At 32.4% G+C, this 19,167-nt stretch carries 22 protein-coding genes; 9 read left to right on the top strand and 13 right to left on the bottom strand.

Annotated elements, in window-relative coordinates; translation table 11 throughout:
- Positions 1-18 precede the first annotated feature (18 nt).
- From EU92_RS00890 to EU92_RS00905, 4 genes are all read left to right on the top strand, one after another.
- A complete protein-coding gene (locus EU92_RS00890) occupies positions 19-2,040 on the top strand; it encodes an NAD(P)H-quinone oxidoreductase subunit 5 (protein ID WP_032514682.1) in 2,022 nt (673 codons plus the stop codon).
- 121 nt (positions 2,041-2,161) lie between these two features.
- Complete coding sequence (locus tag EU92_RS00895) at positions 2,162-3,766, top strand: NAD(P)H-quinone oxidoreductase subunit 4 (protein ID WP_032514681.1); 1,605 nt, start codon at positions 2,162-2,164, stop codon at positions 3,764-3,766.
- Positions 3,767-3,891: 125 nt separating this feature from the next.
- Complete coding sequence (locus EU92_RS00900; RefSeq protein ID WP_241432585.1) at positions 3,892-4,710, top strand: segregation/condensation protein A; 819 nt, start codon at positions 3,892-3,894, stop codon at positions 4,708-4,710.
- Between the two features lie 48 nt (positions 4,711-4,758).
- Positions 4,759-5,937: a nucleotidyltransferase family protein gene (locus EU92_RS00905; RefSeq protein ID WP_032514677.1), complete on the top strand. Its 1,179-nt coding sequence runs from the start codon at positions 4,759-4,761 to the stop codon at positions 5,935-5,937.
- On the opposite strand, the gene EU92_RS00910 is transcribed toward EU92_RS00905, so the two are convergent.
- The gene (locus EU92_RS00910) at positions 5,921-6,811 is read right to left on the bottom strand and encodes a methylenetetrahydrofolate reductase (RefSeq protein ID WP_032514676.1); all 891 of its coding nucleotides are present in this window, start codon (positions 6,809-6,811) and stop codon (positions 5,921-5,923) included. The genes EU92_RS00905 and EU92_RS00910 overlap by 17 nt on opposite strands.
- Before the next feature lie 77 nt (positions 6,812-6,888).
- On the opposite strand from EU92_RS00910, the gene EU92_RS00915 reads away from it, so the two are divergent.
- Positions 6,889-7,167 carry a helix-turn-helix domain-containing protein gene (locus EU92_RS00915; RefSeq protein WP_032514674.1) on the top strand — a complete coding sequence of 93 codons (279 nt, stop codon included), beginning with the start codon at positions 6,889-6,891 and terminating at the stop codon, positions 7,165-7,167.
- On the opposite strand, the gene EU92_RS09615 is transcribed toward EU92_RS00915, so the two are convergent.
- From EU92_RS09615 to EU92_RS00955, 9 genes are all read right to left on the bottom strand, one after another.
- Positions 7,130-7,312, bottom strand: coding sequence for a hypothetical protein (locus tag EU92_RS09615; RefSeq protein WP_032514673.1), 183 nt, complete (start codon positions 7,310-7,312; stop codon positions 7,130-7,132). The two genes, EU92_RS00915 and EU92_RS09615, sit on opposite strands and share 38 nt — an antisense overlap.
- 61 nt (positions 7,313-7,373) lie before the next feature.
- Complete coding sequence (locus tag EU92_RS00920; protein WP_032514671.1) at positions 7,374-7,871, bottom strand: CYTH domain-containing protein; 498 nt, start codon at positions 7,869-7,871, stop codon at positions 7,374-7,376.
- Positions 7,872-8,783: an NAD(+) kinase gene (locus EU92_RS00925; protein WP_032514669.1), complete on the bottom strand. Its 912-nt coding sequence runs from the start codon at positions 8,781-8,783 to the stop codon at positions 7,872-7,874.
- Between the two features lie 9 nt (positions 8,784-8,792).
- Positions 8,793-9,113, bottom strand: coding sequence for an NADH-quinone oxidoreductase subunit NuoK (nuoK, locus tag EU92_RS00930; RefSeq protein ID WP_032514668.1), 321 nt, complete (start codon positions 9,111-9,113; stop codon positions 8,793-8,795).
- 18 nt (positions 9,114-9,131) lie between these two features.
- The gene (locus EU92_RS00935; protein WP_032514667.1) at positions 9,132-9,731 is read right to left on the bottom strand and encodes an NADH-quinone oxidoreductase subunit J; all 600 of its coding nucleotides are present in this window, start codon (positions 9,729-9,731) and stop codon (positions 9,132-9,134) included.
- A gap of 13 nt (positions 9,732-9,744) precedes the next feature.
- On the bottom strand, positions 9,745-10,371 hold the full coding sequence (ndhI, locus tag EU92_RS00940) for an NAD(P)H-quinone oxidoreductase subunit I (protein ID WP_032514665.1): 627 nt from the start codon (positions 10,369-10,371) through the stop codon (positions 9,745-9,747).
- 68 nt (positions 10,372-10,439) lie between these two features.
- Positions 10,440-11,558, bottom strand: coding sequence for an NADH-quinone oxidoreductase subunit NuoH (nuoH, locus tag EU92_RS00945; RefSeq protein WP_032514664.1), 1,119 nt, complete (start codon positions 11,556-11,558; stop codon positions 10,440-10,442).
- A gap of 76 nt (positions 11,559-11,634) precedes the next feature.
- The gene (locus EU92_RS00950) at positions 11,635-12,780 is read right to left on the bottom strand and encodes a citrate synthase (protein WP_032514662.1); all 1,146 of its coding nucleotides are present in this window, start codon (positions 12,778-12,780) and stop codon (positions 11,635-11,637) included.
- Between the two features lie 124 nt (positions 12,781-12,904).
- A complete protein-coding gene (locus EU92_RS00955) occupies positions 12,905-14,365 on the bottom strand; it encodes a hypothetical protein (protein WP_032514661.1) in 1,461 nt (486 codons plus the stop codon).
- Positions 14,366-14,454: 89 nt separating this feature from the next.
- Between EU92_RS00955 and EU92_RS00960 the strand changes: the two genes are divergently transcribed.
- On the top strand, positions 14,455-14,805 hold the full coding sequence (locus EU92_RS00960) for a rhodanese-like domain-containing protein (RefSeq protein ID WP_032514660.1): 351 nt from the start codon (positions 14,455-14,457) through the stop codon (positions 14,803-14,805).
- On the opposite strand, the gene trpB is transcribed toward EU92_RS00960, so the two are convergent.
- Positions 14,806-16,050: a tryptophan synthase subunit beta gene (trpB, locus tag EU92_RS00965; protein WP_032514658.1), complete on the bottom strand. Its 1,245-nt coding sequence runs from the start codon at positions 16,048-16,050 to the stop codon at positions 14,806-14,808.
- A 47-nt stretch (positions 16,051-16,097) separates the two neighbouring features.
- Between trpB and EU92_RS00970 the strand changes: the two genes are divergently transcribed.
- Both EU92_RS00970 and cysC read left to right on the top strand, forming a co-directional pair.
- The gene (locus EU92_RS00970; RefSeq protein WP_032514656.1) at positions 16,098-16,409 is read left to right on the top strand and encodes a translation initiation factor SUI1; all 312 of its coding nucleotides are present in this window, start codon (positions 16,098-16,100) and stop codon (positions 16,407-16,409) included.
- A 40-nt stretch (positions 16,410-16,449) separates the two neighbouring features.
- Positions 16,450-17,073 carry an adenylyl-sulfate kinase gene (gene cysC, locus EU92_RS00975; RefSeq protein ID WP_032514655.1) on the top strand — a complete coding sequence of 208 codons (624 nt, stop codon included), beginning with the start codon at positions 16,450-16,452 and terminating at the stop codon, positions 17,071-17,073.
- Between the two features lie 14 nt (positions 17,074-17,087).
- Here the strand turns inward: cysC and purE are convergent, their stop codons facing one another.
- On the bottom strand, positions 17,088-17,624 hold the full coding sequence (gene purE / locus EU92_RS00980; RefSeq protein ID WP_032514653.1) for a 5-(carboxyamino)imidazole ribonucleotide mutase: 537 nt from the start codon (positions 17,622-17,624) through the stop codon (positions 17,088-17,090).
- Between the two features lie 88 nt (positions 17,625-17,712).
- Here purE and bchM point away from each other — a divergent pair, with 88 nt between their 5' ends.
- A complete protein-coding gene (gene bchM / locus EU92_RS00985; RefSeq protein WP_032514652.1) occupies positions 17,713-18,414 on the top strand; it encodes a magnesium protoporphyrin IX methyltransferase in 702 nt (233 codons plus the stop codon).
- A gap of 1 nt (position 18,415) precedes the next feature.
- Here bchM and EU92_RS00990 read toward each other — a convergent pair whose 3' ends face one another.
- Complete coding sequence (locus EU92_RS00990; protein ID WP_032514651.1) at positions 18,416-19,144, bottom strand: response regulator transcription factor; 729 nt, start codon at positions 19,142-19,144, stop codon at positions 18,416-18,418.
- Positions 19,145-19,167 lie beyond the last annotated feature (23 nt).

Below are 19,167 nucleotides of genomic sequence, written 5' to 3'. Positions count from 1 at the left end.
TATCAAGTTCTTTAAAAAATGCCTCAAGCTTCAGAAATTGCCTGGTTAATTCCTGTTTTCCCACTTATTGGAGCCGTGCTTTCTGGATTAGGACTAATAAGCATCAACAAGAAAATTAATAATTCTAGAGAAATTGTTTCTATAGGTCTGATCTCTTTCGTTGGTATTTCTGCCGTAATAAGTTATAAAGCTTTGATTGAACAAGTTAATGGTTATCAGTCTGTAGAGAAGTTATTTGTATGGGCTAATGCTGGCGATTTCACAATCCCAATGGGCTTTGTTCTTGATCCTTTGGGTAGTGTAATGCTTGCTTTAGTAACCACGATAACTTTGCTTGTGATGATTTATTCTCATGGTTATATGGCACATGACAAAGGTTACGTGAGATTTTTTACATATTTAGCCTTATTTAGTAGTTCAATGATGGGATTAATAATTAGTCCAAATTTATTAGAAATTTACGTTTTTTGGGAATTAGTGGGAATGTGTTCTTACTTATTGGTAGGTTTTTGGTATGACAGAGATGGTGCTGCCCACGCTGCCCAAAAAGCATTTGTTGTTAATAGAGTAGGGGATTTCGGATTATTACTCGGCATTCTTGGTTTATTTTGGGCAACGAATAGTTTTGATTTTCATGAAATAGCTAACGGAGTCTCTCAATCAGTATCTGATAATTCACTACCCATTTGGGCAGCTTTACTACTTTGTTTTTTGGTTTTTTTAGGCCCAATGGCAAAATCTGCACAGTTTCCTCTTCATGTATGGTTACCTGATGCGATGGAGGGTCCAACACCTATTTCTGCTCTGATCCATGCAGCTACGATGGTTGCTGCAGGAATATTTCTAGTAGCTCGGCTGCAACCTTTGTATTCAATATTCCCCTCTATACAGTTTATTATTGCTTTAGTTGGTACCATTACTTGTTTTTTGGGGGCCTCTATAGCTTTAACCCAAATGGATTTAAAAAAGGGATTAGCATACAGTACTGTTTCTCAACTTGGTTATATGATGCTTGCAATGGGTTGTGGAGCTCCAATAGCAGGAATTTTCCATTTGGTAACTCATGCATGTTTTAAGGCAATGTTATTTTTGGGATCTGGTTCGGTCATACATGCTATGGAAGAAGTCGTAGGGCATCAGCCTGTACTGGCTCAAGATATGAGATTGATGGGTGGTCTGAGAAAAAAAATGCCTTTTACCTCAGCAACATTTTTAATAGGTTGTGTAGCAATTAGTGGTATTCCTCCATTGGCAGGTTTTTGGAGTAAAGATGAGATCCTTGGAAACGCATTTATATCATTTCCTGCTTTTTGGTTCGTAGGACTTTTAACAGCTGGGATGACTGCTTTTTATATGTTTAGGCTTTATTTTTTGACATTTGAAGGAGATTTTAGAGGGGAGAATAAAGAATTACAAAAAAATCTTTTAATTGCCTCTAAAGTAATTCTAGATGAAGAGCACGAAGAAGAGAATGAAGATCATGGCTATATTCATGAGTCTCCATGGTCAATGACATTTCCTTTGGTCTTTCTAGCTGTCCCTTCTGTAGTTATAGGCTTTATTGGAATCCCATGGGATAGTAAATTCGGATATTTACTAGATCCTGAGGAAGCAGAGATTGCAGCCAAAGCTTTCGAATTAAAAGAATTTTTGCCCCTAGCGATCGCTTCAGTTCTTATTGCATCATTTGGAATCATTATTGCTTATCAAGCATATTTTGCAAAAAAAATTAATTTGTCAATTTTATTTGCAGAAAAGTTTCCTACTATTAATCGATTTTTATCAAATAAATGGTACCTAGATGATATTAATGAAAAAATATTTGTTAAAGGGAGTAGAAAATTAGCAAAAGAAGTCTTAGAGGTTGATTCTAAGGTTGTTGATGGTGTAGTCAATCTTACTGGACTTGTTACTTTAGGCAGTGGAGAAGGTTTAAAATATTTTGAGACCGGTAGAGCTCAATTTTATGCTCTTATTGTTTTTGGAGGAGTCATTCTATTGGTTGCTATATTTGGTTTTCAATCTCCCCAGGTAACTTAATTACAATTGTGTGTCTTCACTGTTTATTGGGATGAAAAAATATAGATAATTTCTAGACTTTATTTAAGATAAATTTCTTACTAAATTGAGTAACTATTTTTTTACACATTTTGCAACACAAATGTTAGGAATTTTAGGAGCTGGATTGTCCACTTTTCCTTGGCTATCTGCTTCAATTTTGTTCCCAATTGTTAGTGCGTTTGTAATACCTTTTTTCCCAGATAAAGGAGATGGGAAACAGGTTAGATGGTTTGCTTTATCTGTTGCATTAATAACTTTTTTAATAACTGTAGGTTCATATATCAATGGATTTGATATTAGTAATGACAATGTTCAACTTAAAGAAAATATCAATTGGCTCCCTGATTTAGGACTTACTTGGTCTGTTGGGGCTGATGGTATTTCCATGCCTTTAATATTATTAACTAGTTTTATAACTGCTTTAGCAGTTTTAGCTGCATGGCCAGTCAAGTTTAAACCAAAATTATTTTTCTTTTTAATATTAGTGATGGATGGTGGTCAAATCGCTGTATTCGCAGTTCAAGATATGCTTTTATTCTTTTTAACTTGGGAACTTGAGTTAATCCCAGTTTATTTACTATTGGCTATATGGGGTGGCAAAAACAGACAATATGCAGCGACAAAATTTATTATTTATACAGCTGGCAGCTCTATCTTTATCCTACTAGCAGCATTGGCTATGGGTTTCTACGGTACAGAAATTCCTAACTTTGAGTTTTCTCACTTGGCAGCTCAAGATTTTAATCAAAAATTCCAAATACTCTGTTATGTAGGCCTCTTAATTGCATTTGGAGTCAAACTCCCAATTGTACCTCTGCATACTTGGCTTCCAGATGCTCATGGAGAGGCTACAGCTCCCGTTCATATGCTCTTAGCTGGAATTTTATTGAAGATGGGAGGATATGCTCTTCTACGATTCAATGCACAATTGTTACCTCTTGCTCATGCTCAATTTGCCCCATTATTAATAGTTCTTGGAGTAGTAAATATAATTTATGCTGCATTAACTTCTTTTGCTCAAAGAAACCTTAAAAGAAAAATCGCATACAGTTCAATAAGTCATATGGGTTTCGTTCTTATTGGAATAGGGAGTTTTAGTAGTCTTGGAACAGGCGGAGCAATGCTCCAAATGGTAAGTCATGGTTTAATTGGAGCTAGTTTATTTTTTCTTGTTGGTGCTACCTATGACAGAACTAAGACTCTTAAACTTGATGAAATGAGTGGTGTAGGACAAAAAATGAGAATCATGTTTGCCTTATGGACTGCTTGTTCCCTTGCTTCGCTTGCTTTGCCTGGAATGAGTGGATTCGTTTCTGAATTAATGGTATTCACAGGATTTGTTACTGATGAAGTTTATACACTTCCGTTTAGAGTATTAATGGCCTCTCTAGCTGCTATCGGGGTAATACTTACTCCTATTTATTTACTATCTATGTTAAGAGAAATTTTCTTTGGTAAAGAAAATCCTAAATTAATTGAGGAACGAAAACTCATCGATGCAGAGCCTAGGGAAGTCTATATAATTGCTTGTTTACTTTTGCCGATAATTGGAATAGGTTTGTACCCAAGATTAGTTACTGAAAGTTATCTTGCTTCAATTAATAATTTAGTTGATAGAGATTTAAATGCTGTTAAAAGTGTTGCTAAAACTAAAATCTTTGCAGGAACTAAAAAAAATAGCATCTTAAAAGCTCCAACACTATAATTTTAAAATTAATAAAATATTATTTGGCATTAAATAATTAAGAAGATATCTTATGGTTAGTTATTAGCTATTTTAAAGTTTCTTTTCCCAATTCTATTGATAATCAACAATTAGGACCTAGATTATTGATTAAGTTTCTTCAAGACGCCGCAGGAAAAGGCGATCTTGATCCATGGGATATTGATGTAATAAGTGTAATTGATAGTTTCTTAGAGCAATACACACATACTTTCGAAAAAACTTCTAATGGTCAAAGTTCATATCATAAGGATTTATCTGAGACAAGCGAGGCATTTTTTGCAGCTTCTGTACTAGTAAATTTAAAGGCTCAAGTTTTGGAATCTGATGTTTTCAAAGAAAATTCGTCCGATTTTGAAGATGATTTTGAAGTGGATAATCAAGATTGGATTGATCAAGAATTTGATATTCCAAAATACCCTGAAAAATATTTAAGGAGAAGATCAATAGCACAACCAATTCTTCAAAGGACAACAACATTGGGAGAACTGGTAAGTCAATTAGAGTCGATTGCTGAAGTTATAGAAACCCAAGATCTTCTGCTAATGAAGAGAAAAAGAAATAATAAATATTCTAATAGGGCCTTAATTTCTCAAGTAAAATCATTAGCCCATCGCGAGAAACTGCCAGAAACTACTAAAGAATTAGGGAAATTTATTGATGGGTGGGAGAAAGCATTGCAGTGGACTGATTTTGAATATTTAGTGAAGAAATGGCAAAAAGTTGTAAAAAATGATTTAGATAAAGATCGTCTAGGGGTATTTTGGGCTTTGTTATTTTTATCATCTGAAAATAAAATTGAAATCAAACAAATTGAATCGTTATATGGCCCAATTCAAATTAAAAGAATAATTCCTGATGGAGCATTAGCTCAATTGCCTATAGAAAATCTTGAGGTAACAAATACTTCTTCCGCTATTGCTTAGCAGCTTAATAGTAATAACGTATAATCTTTAAAAAGAGGTTTTGTATTCATGAAGGCAATGATACTTGCGGCAGGAAAAGGTACCCGTGTTCAGCCCATAACCCACATTATTCCAAAACCAATGATACCGATTTTACAAAAACCTGTAATGGAGTTTCTTTTGGAACTCTTAAAAGAGCATGGCTTTAAAGAAATTATGGTTAATGTCTCTCACCTCGCTGAAGAAATTGAGAATTACTTTAGGGATGGTCAAAGATTCGGTGTGGAGATAGCATATAGTTTTGAAGGTAGAATTGAAGATGGAGAATTAATAGGAGATGCTTTAGGCTCAGCAGGGGGATTAAAAAAAATTCAAGATTTTCAAAAATTCTTTGATGAAACTTTTGTCGTCCTATGTGGCGATGCTTTAGTTGACTTAGATTTGACTGAAGCAGTTAAGAAACATAAGGAAAAGGGAGCAATTGCCAGTTTAATAACTAAAAAAGTGACTAGAGATCAAGTATCAAGTTATGGCGTAGTGGTCTCAGATAATAATGGTCGAATAAAGGCGTTTCAAGAAAAACCTTCTGTAGATAAAGCTTTAGGTGACTCTATTAATACAGGTATTTATCTTTTTGAACCTGAAATTTTTAATTTCATACCATCAGGTGAAAAATTTGATATTGGTGCTGATCTCTTTCCTAAACTTGTTGAAATGGATTTACCATTTTATGCACTACCAATGGATTTCGAATGGGTAGATATTGGAAAAGTTCCTGATTATTGGAGTGCTATTCGTAACGTATTGCAAGGAAAGGTAAGACAAGTAGAGATACCTGGCAAAGAAATTAAACCAGGAGTTTTCACTGGATTAAATGTCGCTGCTAATTGGGATACAGTTGATATTACTGGGCCAGTATATATTGGGGGAATGACAAGAATAGAAGATGGAGCAACAATTATTGGCCCTGCAATGATTGGCCCTAGTTGTTGTATTTGCGAAGGTGCAACAATTGATAATTCAATTATTTTTGATTATTCTAAAATTGGTAAGGGTGTTCAACTTGTTGATAAATTAGTATTTGGCCGTTACTGTGTGGGGAAAAATGGAGATCACTTCGATTTGCAAGATGCATCTTTGGATTGGTTGATAACAGATTCTAGAAGATCTGACATGACTGAGCCATCTCCACAGCAGAAGGCAATGGCAGAATTGTTAGGAACTGATTTGATTAATATTCCAGATTAAGATCAGCTTTTTCAAGAATCTCAGGGATTAAATGTTCTGCCTTAACTGCCATTAGATGAATACCATCTGCAATATTAATAAAATCTTGAGCTTGTTCAGCTGCGATCTGTATCCCTTCTTGTAAAGGGTGTTTAGCATCTTTAAGACGATTTAAAATATTTTCAGGGATGTATGCACCGGGAACGTATTTGTTTATAAAGAGTGCATTTTTGTAAGACTTTAAGAGAAATACACCTGCAATTACAGGAATTTCGAGAGGGTTGCTAATTTTTTCACAAAATTCAATCAAGTTCTCTTTTTCCATAACCATTTGAGTTTGTATGAATCTAGCTCCAGCCTCTTTTTTCTTTCTCATTCTATTTTGTAAACTTCTTTGATTTTTGCAACTTGGATCTGCTGCAGCTCCTGAAAATATAAAAGTTTTTTTGTCGGAAAGTTCTCCACAAGTAGGATCGATTCCTTGATTGAATGATTGAATTTGTTCAAGCAATCTAACTGACTCGAACTCGTGAACTGCTTTGGCATCTTGTTGATCACCGGCTTTTACTGAATCGCCAGTAATGCATAAGATGTTTTTAATTCCCAAAGCATTTGCTCCAAGAATATCTGATTGTAAAGCAATTTTATTACGATCTCTACAAGATATTTGCATTATTGGTTCTATCCCATTTTCCAGTAATAGTTTGGACATTGCCAAACTGCACATTCTCATTATCGCCCTGCTTCCGTCGGTAATGTTAACAGCATGTACCTTATCTTTCAAAAGTTGTGCTATCTTAAGAGATCTTATGGGGCTTGCACCTCTGGGTGGCATTAACTCAGCCGTTATGACCTTGGATTTTTTTTCTAAAATCTGCTGAAGTTTTGATTTCAATTGCTTTTGTTTCCTACTTAGTTAACAAGTGTAGTGAGATTGCTAAACTCAATTAATATATAAAAGGAAGTGTTTAAATGCAAATGGTTGAAGAAGATGTGAACAACATTGACATGATGGGTCTCTCAGCAAGAGAGATGGAAATCATTGATCTCGTAGCTGATGGGCTTACAAACCAAGAAATTGCTGTAAAGCTTACTATTAGTAAAAGAACTGTTGATAATCATGTAAGTAATATGTTTACAAAAACAGGTTCTAAAAATAGAGTGGCACTTTTGAATTGGGCAATGGATAATGGAAAGATTTGTAGAGATGGATTTAATTGTTGTTCTCTTCCTGACTCTGATCAAGATTAGTAGCCTTTATTTTTGTATCATCAGCTAAATCCATTAAACAATAATTTGTAGGGCCTAATTCAAAAAGTTCAACATATGCGATGCAGGCATCTTTGTCTGCATCAACAAACCTCAACATTCCTTCTTTGTCATAAAGACCATACATTTGAAGAAGAAAAAATTATATAAAATATAAAGAAAATATAAAGGAAAAGTGGCCCTTTTGACTAGTTTCTTTTGAGAGTTGTCAAATAGTCCTCTTCCCATTGTGAAAAAGGTTTATTAGCGAGACTGAAATTGGAGTAATGTTTAACCCCAGTAATTTCTTGAGCTATGAATGATGGGAGAGTTACATTTTCTTTTTCATTAGAAAGTTCAATTTCGGCAATTTCAAGTGGATAATTTTTTTCTTTAAAGCAATCTATAATCCAAAATTTGTTTTCAACTTCTAAAAAGAATCTTTCTTTTGTTATTTTATTTGAAAGGTTTGACATTATTATTTCACCATCTTTGCGTGGAATAGAGTATTCAAATTCAAAGTTCGTAAAGCTTTCTATATGTTTTTTTAATGCAATTTTATAGTCTTTACCTGTAAACCTTATTCTAATTATCCAATCATCTAAACTTTTTGATAAATATCCTTGTTCAATAAAAATTTTTTTTGTGATGAATTTTTTCCAATTATCTTTTTTTACAAGAAATCTTCTTTCTATTTCTAAGGCCATTTAAATTTTTGGATTTTTTAGAGATAAATCACCTTTCCAATCTAATTTCTTAATTAAAGTATTGTAATAATTAGTGCTTTTTTTAAACTTTATTATTTTGCATGGCGATCCCCCTTTTTTGATCTCACAAAAATAAGTTGCCTTAATGGTCATACATTTTGTACCGTCTCCCCATAATTTAATTTCCCCTTTACTTTTTTTTACTGGTTTCACGATTACCTTACTTGAATTAGGAATAACGATTGGTCTACTAGCTAAACTCATTGGGCATATAGGATTGATTATCATTGCATCTATACTAGGATGTACAATCGGACCTCCTGCAGCCATTGAGTATGCTGTTGAACCCGTAGATGTAGATATGATCAACCCATCACCTTTATATTCATTGACTTTCTCGTTATCGATTTCAATTTGTATTTGGTTGGTAGGGGAAATATCCTCTTCAACGGATTTAAAATAAAAATCATTTAATGCGTTGTAGCTTTTTATAATTTTTTTCTCAAGACTTGTTCCACTGATATAAACATTACAATTTAATCTATTACGAAAATCAATTATATAGTCTTCGTTTTCAAGGATTTCAATAAAAGATTTGTCAAATAAAAAATCTTTTTTTTGAGTAAGAAACCCCAAATTACCACCAATATTAATGCTCAATAAAGGAATATCGTAATCCGCTAATGCATTTGCACATTTCAGGAAGGTTCCATCCCCACCAAGAACAATTCCAATATCTGGTCGATAATCTGAATTACATAGATATTTTTCAATTTCATCTTTATGAAAATCACTTGCAATTCTGTTTGATTTGATATTTTTAGCTTCGAGGACTTTTTCACAGAATTTAGAAGCCTTTAGAGCTATAGAACTTTCTGAGCGATATACAATAAGCACTAATGAAAGGTTCATTTAATGCTTCTACCATTTTAATAAATTAAAACTTTCCATATCTACGGTCACCCTATTTCTGTAAAGAGATAACAATATAGCTAATCCAACTGCTGCTTCTGCGGCAGCAACAGTAATCACAAAAATTGTAAAAACTTGCCCTTGAATTAAATTATTATCAATATAGGAAGAAAATGTCATCAAGTTTATATTTACCGCATTAAGCATTAATTCAATGCTCATAAGAACTCTGACTGCATTTCTGCTATTTAATAATCCCCAAATACCAATACAAAATAGTGCTGAAGATACTATCAAAAAAGCTTGAATAGGAATTGATTCTAAATGCATCATAAGAAAGTTGAAAGGTTAGTTTTTATTTGTAAGTAATGGTTCTGATGACTTTTCAATTAACTCTTGATCAACAGGTAATCCAGTTGAAATATCTTCGTTCATTACATCTCTTCTAGCTAAAACAATAGCTCCAATCATTGCCATTAAAAGTAAAACTGAAGCAACTTCAAATGGGAGTAAATAATCACTAAATAGATGTTCACCAATTCTAATAGTTGATTCTTCTCCTATAGAGTTTTGAGGACTTGATAGGCTCCATACATTCGTCAAATCAACTCTTATTAAGAGGCTTAGTAAGGTTAAACAAATAGATGTTGATATGATTCTTCTCGATTTAATGTCATTGATGGGCTTTAAATCTTCTTTTTTATTAACTAGCATTATTGCAAAAATTATTAATACATTCACGGCACCTACATAAACTAAAACTTGTGCTGCAGCAACAAAACTTGCATTTAAAAGAAGATATAATCCTGCCACACTCATGAAAACCCCTCCAAGAAGAAAGGCTGAATAAACAATACTTTCGAGCAATACAACACCAAGTGCTCCTATAAGGACAATAAAAGATAGAACTGTAAAACAAATAATTTGGGTTGTTATAGCAATGGACATAAATTAAAGGAAATTAATTAATTGGATTAGAAACTTTATCTTTATTTTCATTGGATTCAGACCTCATCCAATCATAAACTTCTTCAGGTAATTTACCAACTCTATTATCTGAGGCTGGTATTTCATGAGGGTCCATGACTCCTTTGGGGAGATAGGCAAGCTCTCTTAAAGGTTTCACTGATGGATCTGTTGTGACATTTGTAGGTAGTCTACCAAGTGCAACATTATCGAAATTAAGATTGTGTCTGTCGAAAGTAGCTAATTCATATTCTTCGGTCATTGATAAACAATTAGTTGGACAATATTCAACGCAATTTCCGCAAAATATACAAACCCCAAAATCTATTGAATAATTTCTAAGTTCCTTTTTTTTGGTTTCTTTATTCATTACCCAATCAACCACTGGTAGATTTATTGGACATACTCTCACACAAACTTCACAAGCAATACATTTGTCAAATTCATAATGTATCCTTCCTCTATATCTTTCAGAAGGGATTAATTTTTCATATGGATATTGAACAGTAACAGGTCTTCTTCGAAGATGGTCAAAAGTTACTGATAAACCATTATATAAATATTTGCCAGCATTAAATGCTTCTTTAATATAGCTATTTATTTGTTGAAGGAAATTGTTCATTTTGAATAATTTACTTAGTTATTTTATTTTAGTGGATTAATTTTAAATTTAAGTATTTTTACTTAAATTTAACCACCAAAGAATTGCGGTAAAGCAAGTTTAAATCCTGCAGTTATCAAAAGATTAGCAAGAGAAATTGGAAGAAGAAACTTCCATCCTAGATCTAAAAGTTGATCTATTCTTACTCTAGGAGTTGTCCAACGTAATAATATTGCAATGAAAACCAAAAGATATGCTTTCATTACGGTCATTACAATTCCTATTGATGCGGTGAAAACCTGTATTAAGGGAGCATTAACGGGTAAATTAACAAATTTAGCTATTAATTCAACTGGAATAGGAAAACCCCATCCTCCCAAATAAAGTATTGATACCAATAATGCTGAAAGGATTAAATTAATGTAACTACCAAGGTAGAACAATGCGAATTTCATCCCTGCATATTCAGTTTGATATCCCGCAACTAATTCTTCTTCAGCTTCAGGTAAGTCAAAAGGAAGTCTTTCACATTCTGCAAGAGCACAAATCCAAAAGACTATAAAACCAACTGGTTGTCTCCAAATATTCCAACTCAGGATTCCAGCACCACTTTGTTGGTTAACAATGTCAATAGTACTTAGAGAATTTGTCATCAGTACGATAGCCAGTACAGATAAAGCTAAAGGTATTTCGTAACTTATTGATTGAGCTGCTGCTCTTAATCCTCCTAATAATGAATATTTGTTATTAGACGCATATCCGCTCATAAGCAGTCCTATTGGCTGAATACTACTTAAAGCAATCCAAAGGAAGATTCCTATACCAACGTTACTTATTAAAAGGTTTTGTCCAAAAGGAACAATTAGCCAGGATAGAATCACTGGGACAAGAACTAATATAGGTCCTGCAGTGAAGAGAATTCCATCAGCTTTAGCAGGAATAATATCTTCTTTGACAAGTAACTTAAGACCATCTGCAATTGGTTGGAGTACGCCAAGCGCTCCTGCATATTCTGGACCTATTCTTTGTTGAGCAGCAGCAGATATTTTTCTTTCAAGCCAAACTGTTACTAAAACTCCAACAACTGCCGCTACTAAAACCAAAAGCATGGGAAGAGGGAGCCAAATTATATGAGCTATTTCGCTAGAAAGGCCAAAACCTTTTAAGAATTCATTAAAACTATATTCGAGATCTAATCCGTATTCCAAAATTTTGATGTTATTTACTTAATACATTAACTCTTCACAAACAATATGTGTGTTTTTTTATGAAAAGATGCAAATATTATTCTCTATTTTCAAGGCTGATCCAACCTCTCGGTACTGAACCAGTATAGATTTGCGATGGTCTAAAAATTCTATTTGCTCCAAGTTGCTCTCTCCAATGAGCTAACCAACCAGCAACTCTTGAAATGGCAAAAATTGGAGTAAATAAATCACGAGGAATACCAAGTTTTCTATAAACAAGACCAGAATAAAAGTCCACGTTTGGGAATATGCCCTTAGGTCCAAGTCTTGGTATTGCCTCTTTCTCTAGCGATTTAGCAACTTCATACATTTCATCGGCTCCAAATCTAATAAAAAGCTCTTCTGCCAGTTTTTGAAGAATTATTGCTCTTGGATCTTTGACTTTATATTCTCTATGACCGAAGCCCATAATCTTGCTTTTATTCTTTATCGCCTTATCCAAAAAAGAAGCAGAATTTTCTGGAGTTTTGATTTCTTCTAACATTGCAATTACATCCTCATTAGCTCCTCCATGTAGCGGGCCTGCCAGGGTTCCTACTGCAGAGGCGATGACCGCGTATGGGTCTGTAAGAGTGCTTGCAGTCACTCTAGCGCTAAATGTACTTGCGTTTAAACTATGTTCGGCATGTAAAATTAAACATCTATCAAAAACTTTTGCAGCTATAGGATCTTGTTCTTTTTCAGTCAGCATGTAAAGGAAATTTGATGAGTAAGTTAAATCATCTCTAGGTTGAATAGGGTCTTGTCCTTTTCTAATAAGTTGAAACGCGGCAATCATAGTGGGTATTTTTGCTATTAGTCTTATCACAGCGTTGTATATGTAATTAGGATCATCTATTGCTCTACGCGAATAGAAAAGCCCCAAAGAAGCTGCACTAGATTGAAGAGCGTCCATAGGATGACCTGTTGCAGGGAAACATTTCATCATATCTCTGACTCTAAAACTTAACCTTCGATGCATCTGAACTTCTTGTTCAAAATCTCTTAGTTGAATAGCTGTGGGCAATTCACCCCAAATCAATAGATAAGCAGTTTCTAAAAAACTGCTTTTTTTGGAAAGTTCCTCAATGGAGTAGCCTCTGTATAATAATTTACCTTTGTTGCCGTCAATATCACATATAGATGAATTAGTAACTGGGACGCCCTCTAATCCTGGTTTTAAAATTAGTTTGTTACTATCCAATTTCTTAATTCAATATCAAATAATTATAGATTAAAGATAGTCAAATAATTTTTAATTAACCACAAGTTATTAACTTCACGAAAATTTAAATTGATTGTGTTTGAGGCTTCTTTGAATAACTTTATTAAAGTATTTTTAAACTTATTTCTTTGTAAAGAATTGGATTTTTTTCAGGAATATATTGTCTTATGATTTCTAGAGATTCTTCATTTGATATTTTTAAAATATTTCTTATGAGAAAATTAAGATCTTCCAGATTAGAAAAATATTCAATTTTGTTAAAATTTGCATCCTTGATATCAACTTTTGCATAAAGAAAAGCAGATTTATCTTTATTACTTTTTAAATTAAAGAATTTTTTTGATATTGTTTCTAATTTTTTACCATCAATTAAATAATTACTTATGATTTGTAAACCTGCTGATTCTATTGAATAGATAGTTTCAAAAGTTAATTGTTTGATTACATCGTCTTTTTCTTCAAGAATATCTTTCGAATATATCGAGTAAATAGCTTCATTTTGTTTCAATGTGTATTTGTTGAAATCTTTTATTTTTTTCATATCACTTAAATCCAGTTGATCTTCAGTATTTTTTTCATATGTAATAATCCAATCTTTATTTCCATTGAGCATTAAAATATTTTCATTTACTTTTTGATTAAACTCTTCAAAAAAACTTTTTTCAAAATCATTTATTAAAGGGTTTAGATATTTGTGAAAACTTTTTATATCACTAAAAATTGAAACTTGAGGATTATCTTTATTCGTGTTCTCTTTATTTATTAGTTTATCGTAAGTAAGAATACCAAGATTTTTTTTATTATTTAGTAAATATGATTTTAAAATTAAATTTTTATTTTTTAATTCAAATGTTGTAGCTATAACATCGTCACTTTTGTCTGGAAAATTTTCATTATTAAAAAATATACTTTTATCAAATCCCTTTGAAAATAATATATTTTTTTGGTTTTTTAGTTCAAAAAGTTCTCTCTCATATTGAGATGTTTTCTCTTTAATATCATTACTAGAATTAATACTATTTAAGATTAATTTCTTATCTGATGAAGCAATAATATAATTATCTTCGCTCTGATATATAAAGTTAAGAAAATTTATTTTATTTTCTCTATAAATTGGTACTATTTTATTAGTCTGATCAATTTGAGTTGAAAGATGCAATATATCATTTAGGTTTTTTTCTGACTTAATTTTAAAAACTATCAAAATATCATCTTTAAGCTTTTTATTATTCTCAAAAGTTGAAATTATAAGTTCATTATTATAAATATCTTCTAATTTATTATTGCCTAGATCTAAACCTAGGTAATCTAATATGGAATCTTTTATAAAAACAAAGTTATCTTGATTTTTTGGATTTTTATCTTTCTCAATATTATGGATAATATTAAAACTATCTAAATTTGAAATGAATAATAATTTATTATCTTCTGGTAAATATTTTAATATATTTAGTTGATCAATACTGGTACTTTGCTCCTTATTTTTGTTGGTAAAAGTTTTTTTAAAACCAAAAAAAAATAATAAGGATAATAATAGTATTATTGCTACTATTTTAAGTTTCATTCTCAATGTTTATTTTTATTTTTAACAATAAATTTGCACCTGCAACTTAATTTATTAAATTGTAAATAACATATAATTTAGCCTTTCCATTGGGAAATCATCCAAAATTAATCAATGCTTCTTGTCTCAATGATTGGTTTAATTCTGAGAAAGAAGATCCAGTCTTGATTGATGTAAGAGAACAGTCAGAGCTGGAAATAGCTCGTTTCTCAAAAGAATATTTACATCTACCAATTAGTAAAGTCACATCTGAATACGTTGAAGAAATATTTGCTGGTTTATTAGACAGAGAAATCGTTGTTTTCTGTCATGCAGGAATAAGAAGTTATAACTTTTGTCAATGGTCCCTAGATAATAATATTGTTAGCGAAATATGGAATTTGGAGGAGGGTATTGATGGATGGAGTAGATATATTGACCAATCAATTCCTAGGTATTAGTTAAATATCTAATGAAGAAGCAACAGTATTAACATCTTTGTCACCTCTTCCAGAGCAATTGATAACTATATGTGTATCTTTCTCAAGAGTAGGGCATAATTTATCTAACCAAGCAAAGGCATGGGACGTTTCAAGTGCTGGTATAATTCCTTCGAGTTCACTAACAATTCTCAAAGCATCCAAAGCTTCTTGATCTGTAACCGATCCATATTCTGCTCTCCCTATATCTTTTAAATGGCTATGTTCAGGCCCTACTCCAGGGTAATCTAAACCTGCACTTATTGAGTGGGCTTCTTGTACTTGGCCATTATCATCTTGTAAAAGAAGACTCATTGATCCATGCAAAATTCCAACTGACCCTTTAGTGATGGTTGCAGCATGTTGGTCACTATCAACTCCGCTTCCTGCAGCTTCAACCCCAATTAGGCGTACAGATCTTTCTTTAACGAAAGGATGGAAAAGGCCCATTGCATTTGATCCCCCACCTACACAAGCAAGTAAAATATCGGGTAATGATCCAAACGATTCCATACATTGTTTTTTAGTCTCTACTCCTATAACTGCATGAAAATCTCGCACAATTTTTGGGAAAGGGTGTGGCCCCGCAACGGATCCTAATATGTAGTGTGTAGTTTCGACATTAGAAACCCAATCTCTAATAGCTTCACTAGTGGCATCCTTAAGAGTTGCAGTGCCAGAATTTACAACATTAACTTCAGCTCCTAGCAGTTTCATCCTAAAGACGTTGAGGGATTGCCTTTTTATGTCTTCGGCACCCATATAGATAATACATTTCAAGCCGAACCTCGCACAAACAGTAGCCGTTGCGACTCCATGCTGACCTGCTCCAGTCTCTGCAATTATCCTTTTTTTACCCATTCTTATTGCTAATAAAGCTTGGCCAAGGGCATTATTAATTTTGTGAGCACCAGTATGATTTAAATCTTCTCTTTTAAGCCATATTCTTGAAGTTGCTTTTTTAGTTTTGTAATGTTCAGTAAGTCTTTTGGCTTCATAAAGTGGTGTTTCTCTTCCTACATAAGTCTTAAGTAGATGATTTAATTCTTTTACAAAAAGTTTATCTTTCCATGCATTTGATGCAGCTGTTTCAAGCTCAAAAAGAGCAGGCATTAGTGTTTCAGGAACATATTGACCCCCATATTTCCCAAATCTTCCTTCTTTCGAGGGTTGATTTAAATCTTCATTTGTATAATCTTGATCTTGGGGAGAAAATGTACTTACCACTCTTCTATAGAATAAGTATTAACTAACTATAGATTATATTGAAAATAATGGGAAAAAAGAATTGGATCGAATTTGAAAATCATGAAAATAAATCTGAAGAGACAGCTAAGATAAATACTTTTAATAAAAGATCAAAAATAAATATTTCAAAACAAAAAAAAGGTAAAAAGGGCAAAACAATCACTTTAATTCAGGGTTTAGAAACCGAGAATGAAATCCTTTTAAAAGAATTGCTTAAAAAAATTAAAGTATTTTGTGGTACTGGAGGAACATTAATTGATAGTAATATCCAGTTACAGGGCGATATGGTATCAAAATCAATTGAGTTTCTTAGTAAAGAGGGATTTCAAAATTTATAAAGCAGGGTTAGGATAGGTTTTAATTTTGAAGATATAAAAAATGAAAGAACAAGATCAAACAAATTCAACAAATATAAAGTGGCATAACTTAACTATTAATAGAGATAAGTTAGAGAAAATGAGAGGTCATAAAGGAATGGTTATTTGGTTTACAGGTTTATCAGGGTCTGGTAAGAGTACTTTAGCAAATGCTTTAAATGAAGTCTTACACTTAGATGGTTTTTCAACTTACGTTTTGGATGGAGATAATATAAGGCACGGTTTATGCAAAGATCTTGGGTTTTCCGATGAAGATAGAGAAGAAAATATAAGAAGAATTGGGGAAGTTGCAAATTTGTTTATGAATGCTGGGATAATAACTATTACAGCATTCGTTTCACCATTTATCAGCGATAGAGATAAGGTGAGAAAAATTATTGGATCTAAGGATTTTATTGAAGTTTATTGTGCTGCAGATATCAAAGTATGCGAAAACAGAGATACTAAAGGGTTATATAAGAAAGCTCGGATGGGAGAAATTAAAGATTTTACAGGTATTTCTAGTCCATATGAAGCTCCTCAGAATCCAGAAGTTGTTGTTGATACAGGTTCTTTAGATTTAAAGGATTCAGTTGAAAAAGTGATTACCTTTCTTAAAAAAGAAAATTTACTTTCAAAGAGCTAATAGATAAAACTAGTTTATTGATTTTGAAGATAATTTTCAGCTCCCATAGTTGATAATTTACTATTTTTTGTTCTTACCTTTGTATGAAGATTTTCTCTAAATTTTTTCAATTTTTCTTTCATTGATTCATCAAATAAACTAATCATCTCTATGGCCAATAATCCAGCATTTTGACCTCCATTTATTGCAACTGTTGCTACTGGTATCCCAGCAGGCATTTGAACAATCGATAAAAGAGAGTCAATCCCCTTAAGTGTCTTACTCTCTACAGGTACTCCTATAACAGGAATACAACTTATAGATGCCAACATTCCTGGAAGATGAGCAGCACCACCCGCTCCGGCGATTATTACTTTAATATTTTCTGAGTCTGCATTTTTTGCATATTCCATCATCTCAATAGGTGTCCTATGGGCTGAAAGTATACAAACTTCAGTTTTTATTCCAAATTCTTCCAAAATATCTACTGCAGGTTTCAAAGTTTTTAGATCTGAATCACTACCCATAACGACAGCAATTTTATAGATATCTTTAGAATTTAATTCTGACAAAATAACAAATCAATTCTTTCCCATAATGGCGCGCAATTTATTTAGTGACAATTAGTTAGTATAAAGAGATAAATTTTCATAGAAAATTATGACTTCAAATAAAATTATTGAAAAAAGTGAGGTTAGGGAGTATTTCAATGGAACTGGCTTTGAAAGGTGGAACAAAATTTATAGTAAATCTGACGAAATTAATACAGTTCAGAAAAATATTAGGAAAGGACATCAAAAGACAGTAGATGATGTAGTCTCATGCATCAGGAATTATCCTGAACTAACAAAAAAAAGTTATTGTGATGCTGGATGTGGTGTTGGAAGTCTAGCTATACCTTTATTAAGACTTGGTATAAAAGAATTACAGGTAAGCGATATTTCTTCTGAAATGATTAAAGAAACAAAGAATCGTATAAATAAATTGGGGTTGAACCAAGGTGAAGTAAAATATAAAGTTTGTGATCTGGAACAATTAAAAGGATTATTTGATGTCGTAGTTTGTTTGGATGTATTTATTCATTATCCTCAACCAGTTGCAGAAGAAATGGTTCAACATCTATGCGATTTAAGCAAAGAAAAATTAATCGTTAGCTTTGCTCCTTATACTCCAGTTCTTGCTGTTCTAAAAAATATAGGTAAATTGTTTCCTGGTCCAAGTAAAACTACAAGAGCTTATACATTAAAAGAAAAAGGCATTATTAATTCTGCTAATGAAAAGGGATTTACCGTAGTTAAAACTAAATTAAATCAAGCTCCTTTTTATTTCTCTAAACTAATTGAATTCAAAAAAATTAAATAATTTATTTTACTAAATGATTTTCAAGTGCATAACGAACCAATTCGGTTCTGCTAGAAGTACCTGTTTTAATAAAAAGTCTGCTTACATATTTTTCAACATTTCTAATAGATGTTTCTAGCTTTCTTGCGATTTCCTTGTTCATCAGCCCCTCTGCCACAAGTTGAAGTACACTAGCTTCTCTTGGAGTAAAACTAGGAAGATTTACTTTATTTTCTAAATTAGTAGGATTTTGCTCTGTGAGCATAGATTTTATTTCAGTAATTTGCTTCGCCATTTTGCTTACGTCAATATCTGCGAATCTTGCTGCTTCTTTTAGTAAACGTTCTTGTCTATTGATTACATTTTTAACTCTCGCAGCTAATTCATCGGGGTCGAAAGGTTTAGAAATATAATCATCAACTCCTGCAAGATAACCCTCTGTTCTGTCTAGGGTCATTCCTTTTGCGGTTAGGAAAATAACTGGAGTTCCTCCTAATTTTTCATCCTCTCTAATTTTTTCTAATAAAGCATAACCGTTAGCTCGGGGCATCATAATGTCGCTGATTATTAAATCAGGAAAAATTTTTTGAGCTTTTTCCCAACCATCCTCTCCATCTACTGCAATAAATATTTCAAAGCCTTCATCCTCTAGAAATGTTTTAACAGCTGTTCTTAAACCAGGTTCATCATCAACTAATAAAATTTTTGATTTTCTTACTGTTTCATTTTCTACTTGATTAATTTCATTCATTTTTTAAATTTTTGAATTTGATT

The organism is Prochlorococcus marinus str. MIT 9107, assembly GCF_000759855.1.
Classification (GTDB): Bacteria; Cyanobacteriota; Cyanobacteriia; order PCC-6307; family Cyanobiaceae; genus Prochlorococcus_A; species Prochlorococcus_A marinus_N.
The sequence above is the reverse complement of the archived record's forward strand: the minus strand, read 5'-3'. Positions and strand labels throughout refer to the sequence as shown.